This window comes from Sphingomonas sp. Mn802worker (assembly GCF_000382485.1).
Taxonomy (GTDB): domain Bacteria; phylum Pseudomonadota; class Alphaproteobacteria; order Sphingomonadales; family Sphingomonadaceae; genus Sphingomonas.
The window spans coordinates 45770-64991 of record NZ_AORY01000017.1; the positions used below are offsets into that span (position 1 = coordinate 45770).

At 68.4% G+C, this 19222-nt stretch carries 19 protein-coding genes; 14 read left to right on the forward strand and 5 right to left on the reverse strand.

The features are described from left to right. The first annotated feature begins 12 nt into the window (after positions 1 to 12). From SMN802W_RS0115165 to SMN802W_RS0115175, 3 genes are all read left to right on the forward strand, one after another. A complete protein-coding gene (locus SMN802W_RS0115165; RefSeq protein WP_019517772.1) occupies positions 13 to 303 on the forward strand; it encodes a DUF1244 domain-containing protein in 291 nt (96 codons plus the stop codon). Between the two features lie 91 nt (positions 304 to 394). After that, positions 395 to 1726 carry a metal-dependent hydrolase family protein gene (locus SMN802W_RS0115170; RefSeq protein WP_019517773.1) on the forward strand — a complete coding sequence of 444 codons (1332 nt, stop codon included), beginning with the start codon at positions 395 to 397 and terminating at the stop codon, positions 1724 to 1726. 148 nt (positions 1727 to 1874) lie between these two features. Next, a complete protein-coding gene (locus SMN802W_RS0115175; RefSeq protein WP_026326191.1) occupies positions 1875 to 2117 on the forward strand; it encodes a DUF2312 domain-containing protein in 243 nt (80 codons plus the stop codon). Between the two features lie 86 nt (positions 2118 to 2203). Here the strand turns inward: SMN802W_RS0115175 and SMN802W_RS0115180 are convergent, their stop codons facing one another. Beyond that, positions 2204 to 3667, reverse strand: a complete 1464-nt coding sequence (locus tag SMN802W_RS0115180) for an ATP-binding protein (protein WP_019517775.1) — start codon at positions 3665 to 3667, stop codon at positions 2204 to 2206. A gap of 118 nt (positions 3668 to 3785) precedes the next feature. Between SMN802W_RS0115180 and SMN802W_RS0115185 the strand changes: the two genes are divergently transcribed. From SMN802W_RS0115185 to ruvB, 5 genes are all read left to right on the forward strand, one after another. After that, on the forward strand, positions 3786 to 4529 hold the full coding sequence (locus SMN802W_RS0115185) for a YebC/PmpR family DNA-binding transcriptional regulator (protein WP_019517776.1): 744 nt from the start codon (positions 3786 to 3788) through the stop codon (positions 4527 to 4529). A gap of 8 nt (positions 4530 to 4537) precedes the next feature. Continuing rightward, complete coding sequence (ruvC, locus tag SMN802W_RS0115190; protein ID WP_026326192.1) at positions 4538 to 5044, forward strand: crossover junction endodeoxyribonuclease RuvC; 507 nt, start codon at positions 4538 to 4540, stop codon at positions 5042 to 5044. Between the two features lie 85 nt (positions 5045 to 5129). Then, the gene (ruvA, locus tag SMN802W_RS0115195; RefSeq protein WP_019517778.1) at positions 5130 to 5726 is read left to right on the forward strand and encodes a Holliday junction branch migration protein RuvA; all 597 of its coding nucleotides are present in this window, start codon (positions 5130 to 5132) and stop codon (positions 5724 to 5726) included. Beyond that, positions 5723 to 6460 carry a haloacid dehalogenase type II gene (locus SMN802W_RS0115200; protein ID WP_083925823.1) on the forward strand — a complete coding sequence of 246 codons (738 nt, stop codon included), beginning with the start codon at positions 5723 to 5725 and terminating at the stop codon, positions 6458 to 6460. Before ruvA ends, SMN802W_RS0115200 begins: the two co-directional genes overlap by 4 nt. Further along, positions 6457 to 7479: a Holliday junction branch migration DNA helicase RuvB gene (ruvB, locus tag SMN802W_RS0115205; protein WP_019517780.1), complete on the forward strand. Its 1023-nt coding sequence runs from the start codon at positions 6457 to 6459 to the stop codon at positions 7477 to 7479. Before SMN802W_RS0115200 ends, ruvB begins: the two co-directional genes overlap by 4 nt. 4 nt (positions 7480 to 7483) lie before the next feature. On the opposite strand, the gene SMN802W_RS0115210 is transcribed toward ruvB, so the two are convergent. Beyond that, a complete protein-coding gene (locus SMN802W_RS0115210; RefSeq protein ID WP_019517781.1) occupies positions 7484 to 7939 on the reverse strand; it encodes a TM2 domain-containing protein in 456 nt (151 codons plus the stop codon). A 127-nt stretch (positions 7940 to 8066) separates the two neighbouring features. Between SMN802W_RS0115210 and SMN802W_RS0115215 the strand changes: the two genes are divergently transcribed. From SMN802W_RS0115215 to ftsH, 6 genes are all read left to right on the forward strand, one after another. After that, positions 8067 to 8402 (forward strand): hypothetical protein, encoded by a 336-nt coding sequence (locus SMN802W_RS0115215; protein ID WP_019517782.1) that lies wholly within the window; start codon positions 8067 to 8069, stop codon positions 8400 to 8402. Between the two features lie 80 nt (positions 8403 to 8482). Then, positions 8483 to 10753, forward strand: a complete 2271-nt coding sequence (gene ptsP, locus SMN802W_RS0115220; protein ID WP_026326193.1) for a phosphoenolpyruvate--protein phosphotransferase — start codon at positions 8483 to 8485, stop codon at positions 10751 to 10753. 134 nt (positions 10754 to 10887) lie between these two features. Continuing rightward, on the forward strand, positions 10888 to 11856 hold the full coding sequence (locus tag SMN802W_RS0115225; protein ID WP_019517784.1) for a helix-turn-helix domain-containing protein: 969 nt from the start codon (positions 10888 to 10890) through the stop codon (positions 11854 to 11856). A gap of 72 nt (positions 11857 to 11928) precedes the next feature. Continuing rightward, positions 11929 to 12885: a tetratricopeptide repeat protein gene (locus SMN802W_RS0115230; protein ID WP_019517785.1), complete on the forward strand. Its 957-nt coding sequence runs from the start codon at positions 11929 to 11931 to the stop codon at positions 12883 to 12885. Continuing rightward, positions 12863 to 13876: a tRNA lysidine(34) synthetase TilS gene (gene tilS / locus SMN802W_RS17330; RefSeq protein WP_162140022.1), complete on the forward strand. Its 1014-nt coding sequence runs from the start codon at positions 12863 to 12865 to the stop codon at positions 13874 to 13876. Before SMN802W_RS0115230 ends, tilS begins: the two co-directional genes overlap by 23 nt. A gap of 64 nt (positions 13877 to 13940) precedes the next feature. Then, positions 13941 to 15920, forward strand: a complete 1980-nt coding sequence (ftsH, locus tag SMN802W_RS0115240; RefSeq protein ID WP_019517787.1) for an ATP-dependent zinc metalloprotease FtsH — start codon at positions 13941 to 13943, stop codon at positions 15918 to 15920. Between the two features lie 511 nt (positions 15921 to 16431). Here the strand turns inward: ftsH and SMN802W_RS0115245 are convergent. The 3 genes from SMN802W_RS0115245 to SMN802W_RS0115255 form a co-directional block, all read right to left on the reverse strand. Further along, positions 16432 to 16743: a hypothetical protein gene (locus tag SMN802W_RS0115245; protein WP_019517788.1), complete on the reverse strand. Its 312-nt coding sequence runs from the start codon at positions 16741 to 16743 to the stop codon at positions 16432 to 16434. Positions 16744 to 16808: 65 nt separating this feature from the next. Then, positions 16809 to 17906, reverse strand: a complete 1098-nt coding sequence (locus SMN802W_RS0115250; RefSeq protein WP_019517789.1) for a DUF3667 domain-containing protein — start codon at positions 17904 to 17906, stop codon at positions 16809 to 16811. Between the two features lie 58 nt (positions 17907 to 17964). Then, on the reverse strand, positions 17965 to 19203 hold the full coding sequence (locus tag SMN802W_RS0115255) for a cytochrome P450 (RefSeq protein ID WP_019517790.1): 1239 nt from the start codon (positions 19201 to 19203) through the stop codon (positions 17965 to 17967). Positions 19204 to 19222: the final 19 nt, after the last annotated feature.

Sequence of the window (19222 nt, forward strand, 5' to 3'; positions counted from 1 at the left end):
ACGGAGACATCAATGGACACGCTCGACACCCTGGACGATGCCGCCGCGGCCGCCGCGTTTCGTCGGCTGGTGCGTCACCTGCGCCACCGCAGCGACGCGCAGAACGTCGACTTGATGGGGTTGGCGGGCTTCTGCCGCAACTGCCTGTCCGACTGGACGCAGGAAGCGTCGGGGCTGTCGAAGGACGACGCGCGGCAGGTGATCTACGGGATGCCTTACGCCGAGTGGAAGGCGAACCATCAGGCCGACGCGACGCCGGAACAGCTGGAGCGGATGGCGGAGAGCGTCAAGAAGAACGCCTGACCGGCGCACCCCTTGCTGCCGCGGCGAGAAGCGGCCACCCTGTGGCAAACAGCAGGCGCGCCGGGGCAGGCGTGCAACAGGGGAGACAGGCGTGTTGAAGTTCGTCGGTAGCGCGCTGGCGCTGGCTTTCGCGGCGTCGGCGGCGGCGCAGGTTCCGGCAACGGCGCCCGCGCCCGCAGCCGCGTCGGTCGTGACCTACATCCATGCCGGGCAGTTGCTTGACCGCCCGGGCAGGCCGCCACGCGGGCGTAGCACGATCGTGGTGCAGGACGGTCGCGTGGTTGAGGTGCGCGACGGCTTTGTCGCGCCACCCGCGGGCGCGAAGCTGGTCGACCTATCGCGCCGCTTCGTGCTGCCCGGCATGACCGACATGCACGTCCATCTGTGGGGGATCGGCGGCGACCCGATGCGCGCGCGGCTGGCCGAGGCGACGCAGGATCAGGCCGACGACATGATGGTCGCGGTGGTCAACGCGCGCCGCACGCTGGCGGCGGGGTTCACCACCGTACGGGACCTGGGCGGCGACGCGCGCGGTATCCGTGCGCTGCGCGACGCGGTGGAGCGCGGCGATGTCGAAGGGCCGACGATCGTCAATGCGGGGCAGATGATCTCGGTAACGGGCGGGCACGGTGACGGTACCAACGGCTTGGGCGAAAGCTTCGCCGACGCGGTCCACGCGCATCAGATAAACGTGTGCGACGGCCCCGACGATTGCCGCCGTGCGGTGCGCCAGCAGGTCGGATTGGGCGCGCAGGTGATCAAGTTCGCCGCGACTGGCGGCGTGCTGTCGAACGTGTCGGGCGGGCTGGGCCGTGCGATGACGCCCGAGGAGATGCGCGCGATCGTCGAGACTGCGCATGCGCTGGGGCGCAAGGCGACCGCGCACAGCCACGCGGCGGAGGGGACGAAGGCGGCGCTGGAAGCGGGCTGCGACTCGATCGAGCACGCCAGCTACCTCGACGACGAGACGATCCGGCTGTTCAAGGCGAAGGGCGCGTATCTGGTGCCAACCGAGATCGCGCCGGTCGCCGCGCTCGCGCAGGCGCGATCGGGCGCGCTGCCGCCCGCGACGATCCCGAAGGCGGAGGCCGCGGCGGCGGCGATGCACGCCAACCACAAGAAAGCGTGGGCGGCGGGCGTCAAGTTCGCCTTCGGCACCGACACCGGCGTGTCCAAGCACGGCGATAACGCGACCGAGTTCGCCTATCTGATCGATCTCGGCATGACCCCGGCGCAGGCGATCGCGAGCGCGACGGTGGCGGCGGCCGACCTGCTCGGCCGTGACGACATCGGCACGCTGGAGCCGGGCAGACGCGCCGACGTGATCGCCGTGACGGGATCGCCGCTGGAGGACGTGCGGCGGCTGGAGCATGTCGATTTCGTGATGCACCGTGGGCAGATCGCCAAACCGGTCGTCGACTAACGCTTGAGCGCGGGCGCGGCGTCCACTAGGTGCCGCGCCCACACCCATCAGGGTTAACCGGCCGAACCCCGCCTGCGCGCACGCGCGGCAGGGCGCGCGGCCTATTCTTTCAAGGGACGAGACAATGGCTGAAGAGCGGGGCGAGGGCATGGGTGGCGGTCAGGTCGCAGCGGACGAGCTGCGGCTGCTGATCGAACGCGCCGAGCGGCTAGAGGAAGAGAAGAAGGGTATCCAGGACGACATCAAGGACGTCATGTCGGAGGCGAAGAGCCGCGGCTACGACCCCAAGGCGATCCGTAAGATCATGTCGATCCGCAAGAAGAAGCGCGAAGAGTATCAGGAAGAGGAAGCGATCCTCGAAGTGTACATGCAGGCGCTGGGCATGATCTGATCGCCCCGACGTGCGCTCCTCGGCTGGGGCGTTTGCAGGGAACGAAGCGGCGGCGCGTGAACGATCACGTGCCGCCGTTCGCGTTTCTACGCCGCCTCAGCCGAGGCGGTGGTCCAGCCGAGATGCGGGATGGTGATCGAGCGCTTGCCCGACAGGTCGACGCGGCTGACGAACAATTCGCGGCTCTCGATATAACCGATCAGGCGGCGGACGCGGCCGAGCGAGCTGGTGCCGTAGGTGTGCGCCAGCTGCTCGTCGGACGGGCACGGTTCGCCCTCGCGCGCGGCGCGGGCGACGAGCAGGAACGCGCCCATCATATCCTCGGGCAGCGTGTCGGCGAGGCGCAGCGCGTCGGCCCATTCCTCCGCGCGCACGTCGAAGATGCCCGCGCGTGCGCAGCTCAAGCGCCGGGTGAAAGCGGTCAGGTCCATCGCCGGCCGCGCGAGCCCCGCCATGCGGCAGCGGACCTGGAAATCCTGGAACAGGACGGAGGCCGGTCGCCCGAACGCCTCTGGATCGGCGACGACCCCGCGCAATGCCTCGGCGTAGATCGCCTCGACCTCGTCCTCGCTGCGTTCGGGCTGCGCGGTCGCGGCGACGCTGGCGGCGGGGCTGCGCGACAGGTCGGATGCGACTTCGTTGGCGGGCACGCGGCGCGGGCGGGGAACGTGCGCCATCGGCAGCTCGGGCGCGTCGACCACGGGTTCGACGATCAGGTCGGCGAGTTCGAGCGGGCGGGCGTCGGGCAGCGGCACGAGCTTGGGGCTGGAGGAGCGCGCCGAGGTCTCGACCTCACCGATCCGCACACTGACCGGGCGGCGCGAGACCGCGGGGCCGAGCGCCATGAAGGTACCGCGCGGCAGGTCGCGGATCGCCTCCGCCTGTCGCCGCTCCATGCCGAGCAGGTCGGCGGCGCGCGCCATGTCGATGTCGAGGAAGGTGCGCCCCATCAGGAAGTTCGACGCCTCCGCCGCGACGTTCTTGGCAAGCTTCGCCAGCCGCTGCGTCGCGATCACCCCGGCAAGGCCGCGCTTGCGTCCGCGACACATCAGGTTGGTCATCGCCGACAGCGATGCGCGGCGCACGTCCTCCGCGACCTCGCCGCCGGTGGTCGGCGCGAACAATTGCGCCTCATCGACGACGACGAGTGCGGGATACCAGTGCTCGCGCGGCGCATCGAACAGCGCGGACAGGAAGGCGGCGGCGCAGCGCATCTGCCCCTCGGCCTCCAGCCCCTCAAGGCTCAGCACGACGGAGGTGCGGTGCGCGCGCAGGCGCCCGGCGAAACGCTCGATCTCGGGCACCGAATAATCCGCCGCCTCGATCGCGACGTGGCCGTAGGCACCCGACAGCGTGACGAAATCGCCCTCGGGATCGATCACCACCTGCTGCACCTGACCCGCCGAGCGTTCGAGCAGGCGGCGCAGCAGGTGCGACTTTCCCGAGCCCGAATTGCCCTGCACGAGCAGGCGGGTCGCCAGCAATTCCTCAAGGTCCATCGCGACCGCCGAGCCACGCTCGTCGAGCCCCATGTCCACGCTTACCGTCATGTGGCCGCCTGTGCCCGGCGCGTGTGGCGGGAGCAAGGCCGCGACTCGGGTGGGCATGGTTGAGCGAACAGGCGCGCCGCTCTAAGGACCGCACAACGCTTCAGTTTGCAGGGTTACGATGGCCGGCCATTCCAAGTTCAAGAACATCATGCATCGCAAGGGCGCGCAGGATAAGAAGCGCTCCAGCATGTTCTCCAAGCTTTCCCGCGAAATCACCGTGGCGGCGAAGATGGGCCTGCCCGACCCCGACATGAACCCGCGCCTGCGCGCCGCGATCGCCGCGGCCAAGGCGCAGTCGATGCCGAAGGACAACATCCAGCGCTCGATCGACAAGGCGTCGAAGGGCGACACCGAGAGCTACGAGGAAATCCGCTACGAAGGGTTCGGCCCCGGCGGCGTGTCGCTGATCATCGAGGCGCTGACCGACAATCGCAACCGCACCGCGACCAACGTGCGGACCGCGGTGTCGAAGAACGGCGGCAATCTGGGTACCGCGGGCTCGGTCAGCCACGGCTTCGACCGCGTCGGGCTCATCAGCTATCCGGCGAGCGCGGGTGACGCCGACACGGTGTTCGAGGCCGCGCTGGAGGCGGGCGCGGAGGACGTCACCTCGGGCGAGGATGGCCACGAGATCTGGACCGCGGTCGGCGACCTGCACGAGGTCGCCAAGGCGCTGGAGCCAGTGCTGGGCGAATCGACCGGCGCGAAGCTGGCGTGGCGGCCGCAGACCAATGTCGAGGTCGGCGAGGGCGATGCGGCGACGCTGTTCAAGCTGATCGACACGCTCGACGACGACGACGACGTGCAGCAGGTGTGGGGCAATTACGAGGTGTCCGACGCCGTGATGGAGAAGCTCGGCTGACCAAGCCTCTGATCATTCTCGGCATGGACCCGGGGCTCGGCACGACGGGGTGGGGCGTGATCCGGGCCGAGGGCAACCGGCTGACCCACGTCGCCAACGGGCAGATCAAGACCGACACGACGATGCCGCTCGCTAGGCGGCTGTGGAATCTCCATTCCGCGCTGATCGACGTGATCCGCGCGGAGAAGCCCGACAGTTCGGCGGTCGAGGAGGTGCTGGGCAACAGCAACGCGCAGTCGACGCTGAAGCTGGGGCAGGCGCGCGGCGCGGTGCTGCTCGCCGCCGCCGCCTCGGGGCTGATCGTCGGGGAATATCACCCCAGCGCGGTCAAGAAGGCGGTGGTCGGCACGGGCGGTGCTGAAAAGCGCCAGATCCAGGCGATGCTCGGCCACCTGCTGCCGGGCGCGAAGCTGTCGGGGCCCGATGCTGCCGACGCACTGGCGGTCGCGATCACGCACGCGCACCATCTGGCGAGCGCGGAAGGAATGATGCGGCGCGCGCGGGTGATGGCGTAGGGATTGACGGGCGACATTTGCCCTCCCGCTGCCTGCACGTTCCTGTTAGGTTCCGCCGCATGACCTTGCACCGGCCAACTATCCGATGATCGCGCACCTGAAGGGCCGGCTGGAATCGACCGGGGTCGACCACGCGGTGATCGATGTCGGCGGGGTCGGTTATCTCGTCGGCGCGTCGGCGCGGACGCTTGCGGCGGTGGGGCCTGTTGGGGAGGCATGCGTGCTGCATACCGACCTGCTCGTCGGCGAGGATTTCCTTCGGTTGGTGGGCTTTGCGACCGCGGCGGAGCGTGACTGGTTCCGGCTGCTGACCGGCGTGCAGGGAGTCGGCGCGCGCGTCGCGCTCGCGATCCTCTCGGCCTTGGAGCCGAACGACATCAGCCGCGCGGTGATGGCGCAGGACAAGGCGACGGTCGCGCGCGCCAACGGCGTCGGGCCCAAGTTGGCCGAGCGGATCGTGCGCGAGTTGAAGGACAAGGTCGGCGGCATCGCGATCGGTCCGTCGGCGGCGGCGCAGGTCGTGCCGGTCGGCGCGGGCGCGGACGCAGTGTCGGCATTGCTCAACCTCGGCTTCCGTCCCGCCGAGGCGAGTGCGGCGGTGGCCGCGGCGGAGGAGGAATTGGGCGACACCGCGACGCTCGACGCGCTGGTGCGGCTGGCGCTCAGGAAGGCGGCGAAGTGAGGCGGCCCCCGACGAAAAGACCGCGGGCCTTCGGCTTTGACGTGTTCGGGACCGTCGTCGACTGGCGCACGAGCATCGCGCGCGAGAGTGCGGGATTTCTCGCGACGATCGGGCGCGGTGACCTTGATGCCGGGCATTTCGCCGACGCGTGGCGTTCGCGCTATCAGCCAGCGATGGCGAGGGTGCGCGATGGGCAGCGCGCGTTCGTCATTCTCGACGTGCTTCACCGTGAGATGCTGGTCGATCTGCTCGGGCGGCACGGCGTCGACGTGGATGCGCTCGACCCGGCGCTGGTGACGGAATGGTCGCACGCGTGGCACCGGCTAGATCCCTGGCCCGACGCGGTCGCGGCGCTGGCGCGGCTGCGCGCGCTCGCGCCGGTCGTCACGCTGTCGAACGGCAATGTGTCGCTGATGATCGAACTGTCGCGGCGGGCGGGGCTCGAGTGGGATGCGATCCTGGGGGCCGAGCACGCGCGCGCGTTCAAGCCGGCGCGCGAGGTGTACCTTGCGACCGCGGCAGCGTGCGGGGTCGCGCCGGGCGACTTCTGCCTCGTCGCCGCGCACCACAGCGATCTGGCGGCGGCGAGGAAGGCCGGACTGATGACCGCGTACATCGACCGGCCGATGGAGTATGGCGGCGCGCCCGCCCCCGACCGCGATCAGCGGCAGGACTGGGATTACGAGGCCGACAGCCTCACCGCGCTCGCCGCGCAACTGGAAGCATCGACGTGACCGACACCGAACGCCTGCTCACGCCCGCGCGGCGGCCCGAGGACGTCGACGCGGCGCTGCGACCGCGCAGCCTCGACGATTTCGTCGGGCAGAAGGCCGCGCGCGAGAATTTGCGCGTGTTCATCGATGCGGCGCGCGGGCGCGGCGACGCGCTCGACCACGTGCTGTTCTTCGGCCCGCCGGGTCTGGGCAAGACGACGCTGGCGCAAATCGTCGCGCGCGAGATGGGCGTGGGGTTCCGCGCCACGAGCGGCCCGGTCATCGCCAAGTCGGGCGACCTCGCCGCGCTGCTCACCAATCTCGAGGACGGCGACGTGCTGTTCATCGACGAGATTCACCGCTTGCAGCCGGCGGTCGAGGAAGTGTTGTACCCCGCGATGGAGGACCGTGCGCTCGACCTGATGATCGGCGAGGGGCCGTCGGCGCGGAGCGTGCGGATCGACCTGCCGCGCTTTACCTTGGTGGGCGCGACGACGCGGCAGGGATTGCTGACGACGCCGTTGCGCGACCGCTTCGGTATTCCGCTTCGCTTACAATTCTACTCGGTCGAGGAACTGACACGCGTGGTGACGCGCGCGGCGGGGCTGCTCGACATGGCGATCGCGTCGGACGGCGCGGCCGAGGTCGCGCGGCGCTCGCGCGGTACGCCGCGGATCGCGGGACGGCTACTGCGCCGCGTGCGCGATTTCGCGAGCGTCGCAGGCGTGGCGGTGGTCGATGCGGGCGCGGCCGATCGCGCGCTCAACCGGCTGGAGGTCGATCAGCTGGGGCTCGACGCGATGGACCGGCGCTACCTCCACATGATCGCGGACGTGTACCGCGGTGGGCCGGTGGGGGTCGAAACGCTCGCCGCCGGCCTGTCCGAGCCGCGTGACACGATCGAGGAGGTGATCGAGCCGTATCTGATCCAGCTCGGCCTCGTCGCGCGTACGGCGCGCGGGCGCGTGCTGAACGCGGGCGGGTGGAAGCATCTGGGCCTCAACCCGCCGGCGGGAAGCCAGGACGAGCTGTTCGGCTGACGCCTCAGTCGGCGTCGTAGCGGCGCGCGAAGCCGTTGTCGGACATCAGCAGGTAGCGCACCGCGTCGACCAGCGCCCACGGTCCGGTCACCAGCAGGCCGACGACGGTGATCGACAGCCCCAGCATCACGAGCCCAGACCCGGTCCGGCCGGTGTAGAAACGGTGGATGCCGAGCGTGCCGAGGAAGAACGCGAGCAGCGCGGCGACGATGCGGCTGCGGTCGCGGCGGACGCGGGTCGAAACGGGAGTGGGGGCATAAGCGGCGAGCGCGCCTTGCCCCGGCAGCGGGAACACGCTGATCGCGTCGCGCCCCGCCACGTCGAAATCGACCTCCATGCCGATGCTCGGCTCGCCGGCCTGTGCCCAGTCGGCGGGGGTGAAGGTGTAGCGATCGCCGTCGTTCCCTGCGATCACGCCGCGCCCGCTCCGCGTGTCGACACCCAGTATCTGTCCGCGCATCAATCCTCTCAGCCAGCCCGGCAACGGGGCTAGCGCATCGCGGCGTCTGTCCGCAAGCGAATGGCCGGTCGCGGGAGCAGACGCGGTGCGGCTGCGTTGGAGCGGCTGACCCGAAGAGGAAACGCCCATGTCGCACGCGCACACGCCACCGGTACCCAAGGACAACCAGTCGCCCTATCCGCTGCACGAGGCGCCGCACCCGCATGCTGATGCGAAGCCGGCTGACAAGCCCGCCCCTCATGCTGCGAAGGCGAAGGCAAAGGACGATCATACCCGCGCGCTCGCGATCGGTGCGGCGGTCGGGGTCGGCGCAGCGGCGCTCGCGCTGGCGGCGGGCGTGTTCCTGCTCGAGGATCGCACCAAGCCGAAGAAGGGCAAGAAGCCGGCGGGACACAAGGCCAAGCCGAAGCCTGCGCCCAAGCCGAAGAAGCCCAAGCCGGCAAAAGACATCGAGCCGGCGTAAGGGCGTGGTAACAAACGTGTCGGTGCCGGCAACGATATGTTGCGTGGCACCCTCGGCCCCCGTCTGTTAGCCTCCCGCGCATGCCTGTCTCCGCTGCCGCCTCCGCCCGCGAAATACTGACCCGCCTGCATGATGTGATGGCGGCGCGCAGCCCGGCACAGGCGAAGCTCAACCAGGTGGTCGAGATCATCGGCGAGGCACTGGATAGCGAGGTCTGCTCGATCTACCTGCTGCGCGAAGGCGTGCTGGAACTGTTTGCGACGCGCGGGTTGGCGCCGGAAGCGGTGCATGTCACCAAGCTTGCGCTGGGCGAAGGGCTGGTCGGCAAGATCGCCGAGCAGAACGAGATCCTCAACCTCGACGAGGCGGCGAGCCACCCGGACTTCGCCTACAAGCCCGAGACTGGCGAGGATCGATACCACAGTTTCGCCGGCGTGCCGATCGTCCGGCGCGAGCGCTCGGTCGGCGTGCTGGCGGTGCAGCACGCCGACCCGCGTCGTTATGCCGATATCGAGATCGAGGCGCTGCAGACGGTGGCGATGGTCCTGTCCGAGCTGATCGCCAACGCTGGGCTGATCGACCAGGGCGGTCCGAAGGATCGCGTGCAGTCGACCGCGACGGTGCGGATCGCAGGCCAGAAACTGGTCGACGGCATGGCGGCGGGGTACGCGGTGTTCCACCAGCCGCGCGTCACGATCGAGCATACGGTTGCGGAAGATACCGAGGCCGAGCGGCACCGGGTCTATGCCGCTTTCGACAAGATGCGCGAGCAGATCGACCGGATCGCGCGTGAGGCCGAGTTCGGTGTCGGCGACGAGCATCAGGAGGTGATCGCCACCTACAAGATGTTCGCGTACGACGAGGGCTGGGCCCGGCGGATCAACGAGGCGATCGATTCAGGGCTGACCGCCGAGGCCGCGATCGAGCGGGTGCAGCAGCGCACGCGCCAGCGGATGCGGCAGATCGACGATCCGCTGCTCGCCGACCGGATGCACGACCTGGAGGACCTCTCCAACCGGTTGCTGCGGATCGTGTCGGGGCAGATGGGCACCGCGGCGCAACTGGGCCTCAGGCAGGACACGATCCTGATCGCACGCAACTTAGGGCCGGCCGAGCTGCTGGAATATGATCGCCGACGGTTGAAGGGCGTGATCCTGGAGGAAGGGTCGCTCACCGCGCACGTGACGATCGTGGCGCGTGCGATGGGCGTGCCGGTGCTCGGCCGCGTGCGCGACGTGCGGCGCACGATCGCGGAAGGCGACCTGTTGCTGCTCGACGTGACCGAAGGATCGGTGCTGGTGCGCCCGACGCTGCCGATGGAGGAAGCGTTCGATGCGAAGCTGCTGCTGCGACAGAAGCGCAAGGCCGCCTATGCCGCACTGCGCGATCTGGCGCCGCAGACACGCGATGGCCACCGCGTTACCGTCATGGTCAACGCGGGGTTGCGCGACGACGTGGCTGCGCTGGACGTGACCGGCGCGGACGGCATCGGGCTGTTTCGCACCGAATTCCAGTTCCTCGTCTCCGCGACGCTGCCGCAGCGCGAGCGCCAGCAGCGGCTGTACCGCGAGGTACTGGACGCGGCGGCCGATCGGCCGGTGGTGTTCCGCACCGTCGACATCGGCGGGGACAAGGCGCTGCCGTACCTGACCTCCAACGATGCGGAGGAGGAGAATCCGGCGATGGGGTGGCGCGCGCTCAGGCTGGCGCTGGAACGCGACGGATTGATGAAGGCGCAGGCGCGTGCACTGCTGGAAGCAGCGGCGGGGCGGACGCTCAACGTCATGTTCCCGATGGTGAGCGAGGCGTGGGAGTTCGACGAGGCAAAGGCATTGTTCGAGGCGCAGCGCGACTGGATCGCCTCGCGCGGGCGGCGCTTGCCGAGCGAGATACGCTATGGCGCGATGCTTGAGGTGCCGAGCCTTGCCTATCAGCTCGACCTGCTGCTGCCACGCGTGCAGTTCCTGTCGATCGGCACCAACGACCTGACGCAGTTCCTGTTTGCCGCCGATCGCGCCAACCCGAAGCTGGCCGAACGCTACGACTGGCTGTCGACCTCGATCCTGCGGTTCGTGAAGCTGGTGTCGGATCAGGCTCAGGCGGCAGGCGTGCCGGTTGCGGTGTGCGGCGAGATGGGCGGGCGTCCGCTGGAGGCGATGGCGCTGATCGGGCTCGGCATTGAGCGGCTGTCGATTACCCCGGCGGCGGTCGGGCCGGTCAAGGCGATGATCCGGTCGATCGATCGGTCGCGGCTGCGCGCGCGCATGGCGGACCTGCTCGCCGCGCCGCCGCGCGACGTTCGCGGCGTGCTTTCCGACTGGGCGGCCGGCGAAGGCGTCGAATTGGCGTGATCCTGCGGCCACTCACGCGCGGGTCCGGTTGACACTCCCCGGCCGGTTTGAAACACGCGTAACCGGGTTGCAGCCAAAATCGGGGTCCGAACAGGGGCTCAACATCGGGGAAGCGCTGCGCGCTGGAGAACAAGATGAGCGACGGCGACTTGGGCGAGATGGCGGGCGCGAAACCGGCGACGGTCGGTCAGCGGCTGCGCGCCGCGCGCGAGGCGCAGGGACTGTCGCTGCCCGACGTCGCAACGCGCACGCGGGTCACGCAGCGGTTCCTGGAGGCGATCGAGAACGGCCGGCTGGAGGATCTGCCCTCGTCGACCTACGCGGTCGGCTTCGCCAAGGCGTATGCGCGCGCGGTCGGACTCGATCAGGTCGTGATCGGGCGCGATATCCGCGAGGAGATGAACGCGCCGGGCGCGGTGCAGCGTCCACAACATCACGTGCAGGAGATCGCCGATCCGGCGCGCGGACCGTCACGCACTGTGGTGATCGTTGCGTTGGGCCTAGCGCTCGCGGTGCTGATCCTGGCGCTGCTGTGGTTTGCGACCGGCGTATTTCGCGGCGGTGGTGACAGCGGGGCGGAACCGGTCGGCAATGCGCAGGTGAGCGCCGCGGTGCCCGCTGCGACGGTGGCGCCGACCCCGACCGCGAACGGTCCGGTGGTGCTGACCGCCGCTGCTGATGTCTGGCTGCGCGTCTACGATGCCGCGGACAAGACGCTGTACCTCGGTACGATGAAGCCGGGTGAGCGGTTCGAGGTGCCGGCGGGCGCGAACGATCCCAAGATCAACGTCGGACGCCCCGACAAGCTGCGCATCACGGTCGGCAACCGCGCGGTGCCGCCGCTGGGTGACGGCAGCCGGCCGTTGAAGGATATTCGCATCGGCGCAGACGCGCTCGCCGGACGCGCGACCGGGGAGGCACCCGCACCGCAGCCGAGCGCGAGTGCCTCGGCACGAACGACGCGATCGAGCGCGCCGCGTGCGAGCGAGCGGCGTAGTGCGCTGCCTTCCGCCTTTGCCTCACCGACGGGCGACGAGGCCGCGCGTGCCAATCGCGCTGCGGCGGAGGCACCCGCGCCGGCGACGACACCGAACGCGCAATAAGGCTGCTTCAGCGTGGAGACAGGTATGGTAGGCAAGTAACGGGGCATGATGAGCGAGGGTCGGGGGCGACGCATGAAAATCTGGTTGGCGATGGGTAGCGCATCGATGGCGCTGATCGTGGCGGCGGGCGTAGCGCCTGCGACGGCGCAGTCGAACGTCGAGGGTCGCGTCGGGCGGCTTGAGAGCGAGATGCGCGCGGTGCAGCGCAAGGTGTTCCCGAACGGCAATGCCGCGATGGTCGAGCCGCAGATTTCGCCGCAAACGAGTGCGGCGGTGCCGCTGGGCACGCCGGCGATCAGCCCGGTCACCGACCTCAACAACCGGGTCGTCGCGCTCGAGCAGCAGATGGCGACGATGACGGGGCAGATCGAGCAGACGCAATACCGCCTGCGCCAGCTCGAGGACCAGTTCACCACCTACAAGAAGGCGACCGACGCGAAGCTGGCAGGCCCGACCGCCGGCGCGCCGCGCGACGTCGATGCCGCCGGCGTGACCGTGCCCTCGGTCCCGCGTGCAGCAGCGGCCGAGGCGGCGAGCGGCAAACCGGTGGCGCGTGGTGGTGGTACGCTAACCGCGCCCGATGAGGCAGCTCCCGCGCGCGGTTCGTCGGCAACGGGGATCGAGAAGCCGAGCACCGGCGATGCGGGCGAGGACGCCTATGTCTACGGTTATCGCCTGTACGCCGCGGGCAAATATCCCGAAGCCGAGGCGCAGTTGAAGCAGGTGGTCGCGACCTACCCGAAGCACCGACGCGCCAGCTACGCGCAGAACCTGCTCGGCCGCAGCTATCTCGACGAGGGCAAGCCGAGCCTGGCCTCGATCGCCTTTTACGACAATTACAAGAAATTCCCGGAAGGCGAGCGCGCGCCCGAGAGCCTGTACTACCTCGGCCAATCGCTGACCAAGCTCAACAAGCCGGCGGACGCATGCAAGGTCTATGGCGAGTTGAACGACGTGTACGGCGACAAGATCTCGGCCAGCATGAAGGCGGATGTCGCGAAGGCGCGTGTCACCGCCAAGTGCAAATAGCCGCACGCTGACGCCCGTCATCGCGCCCGATCCCGCGATGGTCGCGCGCTTCGCGGGCGATCTGGCGCGGGTGTTCGCGGATCCAAAAGCGCCGCTGCTGATTGCGGTGTCGGGCGGGCCCGACAGCGTCGCGCTGCTGTTGCTGGCGCGCGAGGTGCTGGGTGAGCGCTGCGTCGCCGCGACGGTTGATCATGGCTTGCGCGCCGAGGCGGCGGACGAGGCGCGCTGGGTCGCTGACCTGTGCGCGGGCATCGGCGTGCCGCATGCGATACTGACCGGTGCCTTGCCCGATCGGGACGGTCGGACGCGCAACGTGTCGGCGCGCGCACGAGCGTTTCGGTACGACCTGTTGCGCGCGTATGCGGAGACGACCGGAGCCGCCGCGATCGCCACGGCGCACCACGCCGACGATCAGGTCGAGACGGTCGCCATGCGCCTGAACCGCGGCGCGGGACTGTCGGGGCTTGCCGGCGTGCGTTCAGGCAACGGTGTGGTGATCCGGCCGCTGCTCGGCTGGCGACGCGACGAACTGGCGGGGATCGTCAAGGTATGCGGCATCACGCCGGTCGATGACCCAAGCAACCGCGATGAGCGCTTCGAGCGGGCGCGGCTGCGCGCGGCGCTTCCCACCGCGACGTGGATCGATCCGGTGGCGTGGACGCGCAGCGCGGCGGCGCTGGCGGATGCGGAGGAGGCGCTCGCGTGGACGGTCGAGCGGTTATGGAGCGAGCGCTGCGTCATCGAAGAGGGGACGGTGTCAATGTCGCCGGCCGGGTTGCCGTTCGAGCTTCGCCGCCGCTTGCTCGGCCGGTGCGTTACGGAGATCGATCCCGATGCGAACCTGCGCGGGTCGGCGGTGGCGCAGGCGGTCATGGCGCTGAAGCGCGGCGCGACGGTGACGCTCGGCGAGGCGCTGTGCCAGCCATCACTTGACGCGCGCGACGAACCGGTCTGGCGCTTCGTCCGGGCGCGACCCCGTCGATCATCGTGAGTGGCGTTGTTCCATTGCCATTAACCCCGGCGCGCCTACATATTCGCGGACGAAAGGCTCCCGAATGAACGACAACGACAAGCAGTCTGGCAACGGAGACGGCGGCGGCAATTCCGGCGGCCCGAACCCGTGGATGAAGAGCCTGCTGATCTGGGTAGGCATTCTGCTGGCACTCGCGGTCGTCGTGACGATGTTCGACGGGCGCACCAGCGGTGCGCAGGGCAACACGGTCGCTTATTCCACCTTCCTCGACAAGGTCGATGAAGGTACGGTCAAGACGGTCAACGTGTCGCGCGACATGATCACCGGCACCTTCTCCTCAGGTGACAAGTTCCGCACCTATCCGGTGCAGGACTCGGGCCTGATCGAGCGGCTGCGCAAGGCGGGCGTCGAGGTCGCGGGGAAGCCCGAGGAAGGGCCGTCGATCTGGATGGTGCTGCTGTATCAGTCGCTGCCGTTCCTGCTGTTCCTTGGCATCGCGTTCTTTGTCGTGCGGCAGATGCAGAAGGGCGGCGGCGCGGGCGGGGCGATGGGCTTTGGCAAGAGCCGCGCCAAGATGCTGACCGAGAAGCACGGCAAGGTGACGTTCGACGACGTCGCCGGCATCGACGAGGCGCGCGCCGAGCTGACCGAAATCGTCGAGTTCCTGAAGGATCCGACCAAGTTCGCGCGGCTGGGCGGCAAGATCCCCAAGGGTGCGCTGCTGGTCGGCTCGCCCGGCACCGGCAAGACGCTGCTCGCCCGCGCGATCGCGGGTGAGGCGGGCGTGCCGTTCTTCACCATTTCGGGCTCGGACTTCGTCGAGATGTTCGTCGGTGTGGGCGCCAGCCGCGTGCGCGACATGTTCGAGCAGGCCAAGAAGTCGGCGCCGTGCATCGTCTTCATCGACGAGATCGATGCGGTGGGGCGCCACCGCGGTGCGGGTCTGGGCAACGGCAATGACGAGCGTGAGCAGACGCTCAACCAGCTGCTGGTCGAGATGGACGGCTTCGAGGCCAACGAGGGCATCATCATCGTCGCGGCGACCAACCGCCCCGACGTGCTCGACCCCGCGCTGCTGCGTCCGGGCCGCTTCGATCGCCAGGTCGTCGTGCCGCGCCCCGACATCGACGGCCGCGTCAAGATCCTTGAAGTGCACATGAAGAAGGTGCCGCTGGCGCCCGACGTCGACGCGCGCGTGATCGCGCGCGGCACGCCGGGCTTCTCGGGCGCGGACCTTGCCAACCTCGTCAACGAGGCGGCGCTGATGGCGGCGCGCAAGGGCAAGCGGCTGGTCGCTTCGGCCGAGTTCGAGGAAGCCAAGGACAAGGTGATGATGGGCGCCGAGCGGCGTTCCATGGTCATGACCGACGATGAGAAGCGGATGACCGCGTACCACGAGGCTGGCCACGCCGTGGTCGCGATGCACGAGCCCGCGTCCGATCCTATCCACAAGGCGACGATCATTCCGCGCGGACGTGCACTGGGCATGGTGATGCGCCTGCCCGAGCGCGACAGCTACAGCTACCACCGTGACAAGATGTACGCGAACCTGGCGGTGGCGATGGGCGGCCGTGTCGCCGAGGAAATCATTTTCGGTTACGACAAGGTGTCGTCGGGTGCGTCGGGCGACATCCAATATGCGACGGGACTTGCCCGCGACATGGTCACGAAATGGGGCATGTCGGACAAGGTCGGGCCGGTCGAGTATGCGCAGCCGGAGGGCGAGAGCTTCCTCGGTTACTCGTCCTCGCAGCCGGTACGGATGTCGAACGCGACCGCGCAGCTGATCGACGACGAGATCAAGGGCATCGTCGAAGGCGGCCTGTCGCGCGCGAAGCAGGTGCTGAGCGACCATATCGATCAGCTCCATTCGCTGGCGGGTGCGTTGCTCGAATATGAGACGCTGAACGGCGAGGAGATCAAGCGGTTGATCGCGGGCGACGACATCGGCCGTAGCGATCAGGGCTTGAAGCCGACGGCGGTGCCGAGTGCCGGTACCTCGATCCCGAAGACCAAGCGGCCGAGTGGCCCGTTCGGGAGTCCGTCGCCTGCCGGCGCGTGACACGATAGAGTTATGAACCGTAAAGGGCCGCGGAAGGAATTACCTTCTGCGGCCCTTTCGTTTGCTTCGAAACGGCGCGTATGTTTCACTTGTTCGGTGAAGCGACGCTGGTGTCTCAGCCCCCGCCATGATCCATTCGCATGATGGGACGGGACACATTATCGCAGTGGTGGGACGCCGATCGGTTGCGGGGCCACGTCGCGTAGGGCGGAAGGTGGAACGCGCGAGCTCGATCTTTCGTCTTCGGCGGATGCGCAGAGGGCATGTCTAGCCGGGCAGAAGCGTCGAGCGCGGTCGACGCCCGGAACAGGGCGAATATTAATCGCCTGAGCGATCGATGATTGGCGGAATAGGCCGCAGATATTCTGAGCGCTTGGCGGCGGAGACGCGGGAAAAGGTTTTGCCGCTAGGGGCGCCGGTGCAATAGGTGACCAGCGCTGCGAGCGAGGCGGATCGACATTGATCGCCCGAATGGCTGCCCCCCGCCCGAACGAGCGGGAGGCGCATCATCTTAGCGGCAGCGACGCTTGGCGGTGATCGTACGGTCGATAGCGCGGCCGCCGAGCGCACCTGCGGCGCCGCCGGCAACCGTGCCAAGCAGGCCGCCGCCGACTGCGTTGCCGAGCACCGCGCCGCCGACGCCGCCCGCGACCAGACCGGTCGTGCCGCTCGAGTAGCGGCAACGGCGCGCGCCGCGGTAACGACGGTGCTTGTAGCTCTTTCCATGATACTCGCGCGCCTCGGCCTTGTGCGTCGGCGCGACGACTGCCGCGGTCGGGATGGCGAGGCCGGCGGCCGCCAGCGTGAGCAGGAATTTACGCATGGTACAATTCTCCCTGTGAATGGTGCGTCTGGTAACGCAAACGTCCGTCACAGGTTGCGCAGGCGTCAGTCGGCGACCCCGAGATAGAGCAACCCGGTGAGGAACAAGGGCACGATCGCCCAGCAGATGAAGGTGGAAAGGACGAGCGTGCGGATCAGCGCGCCGCCGCGGCTGAGCGAATAGGCGCCCTTCAACTGCTTGTAGATGTGGACCATCGCGGCGGCGAGCGCGAGGATCACCACCGACGAAGAGACACCCGCCGTCAGCAGCAGCGCGGTTACGATCGTCAGCAGCGACATGAAGGTGAGCGAATAGGTGGCGAACACCGCGTGATCGTAGAAGCCGAAACGCCGGCTGAACGGGAACAGCAGCCACAGAAACGGCAGCGACAAGGGGATCAGCGCCCAGCTGTATTTGTAGCCGCTGCTCTTCAGCTTGTAGAGCAGCAGCTTCGGGTTCTCTTTTGCATGTTGCAATTTGCCCGCCACCCAATTCTCGAAACCCGGACCGGCGGCGTTGAAGTTGCTATGCTCTGCCGCGCGGGGCAGCGCGCGTTCGGCAGCGGTGAGGTCGTTCACCGCGGTGCGCGCGTCGTTGATGCGTTTTTCCAGTTTTGCGATGCGGGCTGCATCGGGTTTCGGCGCTGCATGTTCCTCGCTTAGTTCCCGGCGCAGGTCGGGGAGATCGCGCGCGATCTTGCCGCGTTCGATGGCAACGGTCGATTGCAGGGTGGCGATGCCGCCTCCGCCCTTGAGGAAGTCCCCCTTGAAATGGAACATCGGCAGTTGCGCTAGGATCGCGAACAGCAGGAACACTGAGAATAGAAACAGCGCGATCGGTGAGACGAAGCGCGCGCGCTCACCCGCGACGTAGCGCCGCGTCAGCGCACCGGGATGGAGCACGAGCATCGGCAGCGTGCGCCATGCCTTGCCCTCGAAGTGGAAGACGCCGTGGAGCACGTCGTGGAAGAAGGCGCCGGCGGTGCGGTGGACGTGACCGGCCTGTCCGCAGCGGTGGCAGTGGGCGTCGATCAGCGCGGTGCCGCAGTTGAGGCACAGGCCGTGTTCGAACTGACTCGCCGCCACGTGCCCGCCCGCGCGCGGCTCGACCGCGTGCGCGACGATCCCGCCGGTCACCACGTCCGCTGCCATCTCACCAACCATGTCGAAGCCCCCGCTTGTCGCATGCGATGCTAGCCGCAAACGGCGGGGGCTCAAGCCCTCAATAGCGCGACAGCTCGACCGGCAGCGCGCGATAACCGTGGACGAAGCAGGCGGCGACGCGCGCGGGCTCCCCGACCACGTTCACGCGCATCCGCCTGGCCGCCATTTCCTCAAGCAGGATTGACACCTGCAACTCGGCGAGCCGTGCGCCGACGCAGCGGTGGATGCCGTGACCGAAGGCGAGATGGCGGCGTGCGTTGGCGCGGTCGACCTGGAAGTCGTCGGCATTGTCGCCGAACACGCTCTCGTCGCGATTGGCGGAAATGTACCACATTACGACCTTGTCGCCCGCGGCGATCCGCTGTCCGGCAAGCTCGGTGTCGGCGGTGGCGGTGCGCGCCATGTGCGCGAGCGGGGTCTGCCAGCGGATGATCTCGCTGGTGGTGTTGGCGATCAGGCCCGCGTCGGCCTCCAGCTTCGCACGCTGGTCGGGGAAGCGGTCAAGCGCGTAGACGAGGCCGCTCATCGTATTGCGCGTCGTGTCGTTGCCGCCGACGATCAGCAGGATCAGGTTTCCCATGAACTCGTGCGCGTCCATGTGGCTCATCGCGTCCGAATGGATCATCATGCTAACGAGGTCGGGGGTCGGCTCGGCATTGAGCTTGGCGTTCCACAGACCCTGGAAATAGGCGCCCATCTCGTAGATCTTGGCCAGCCGCTGCTCGCGCAGCGCATCGTTCTTGATGATCTCGATATCGCCCGCCCAGTCGGACCATTCGGTCAGCTTGCGCCGGTCGGCCCAGGGGAAGTCGAACAGGATCGCGAGCATCTGCGTCGTCAATTCGATCGAGACGCGGTCGACCCAGTCGAACGTCTCGCCGTAGGGAAGCGCGTCGAGGATCTCGGCGGTGCGGCGGCGGATGTCGGTGGTCATCCGCACCATCTCGCTTGGGCTGAAGGCGGGGGCGACGGTGCGGCGCTGCGCGGTGTGAATCGGCCGGTCGCGCCCGATGAACATCGGCATGCGCACCTCGCTCCCTTCCGGTGCGAAGGGCGCGATGGTGAAGCCGCCGACCTCGGACGAGTAGAGGTCGGGAAGCGACTCGACCTCGACAATCGGTTTGTAGGTCGAGACCGACCAGTAAGGGCCGAATTCGGAATGCTCGACCTTGTGGACCGGTGCCTCGGCGCGCAGGCGGCGGAACGGTGCGCCCCAGGTGTCGTCGCGGTACAGCTCGGGGCGGCTGACGTCGAACGGGTCGACCGCAAATGCCGCGTCTCGCGCAAGCGTCGCCATCTTCTCTCTCCTATTTGAG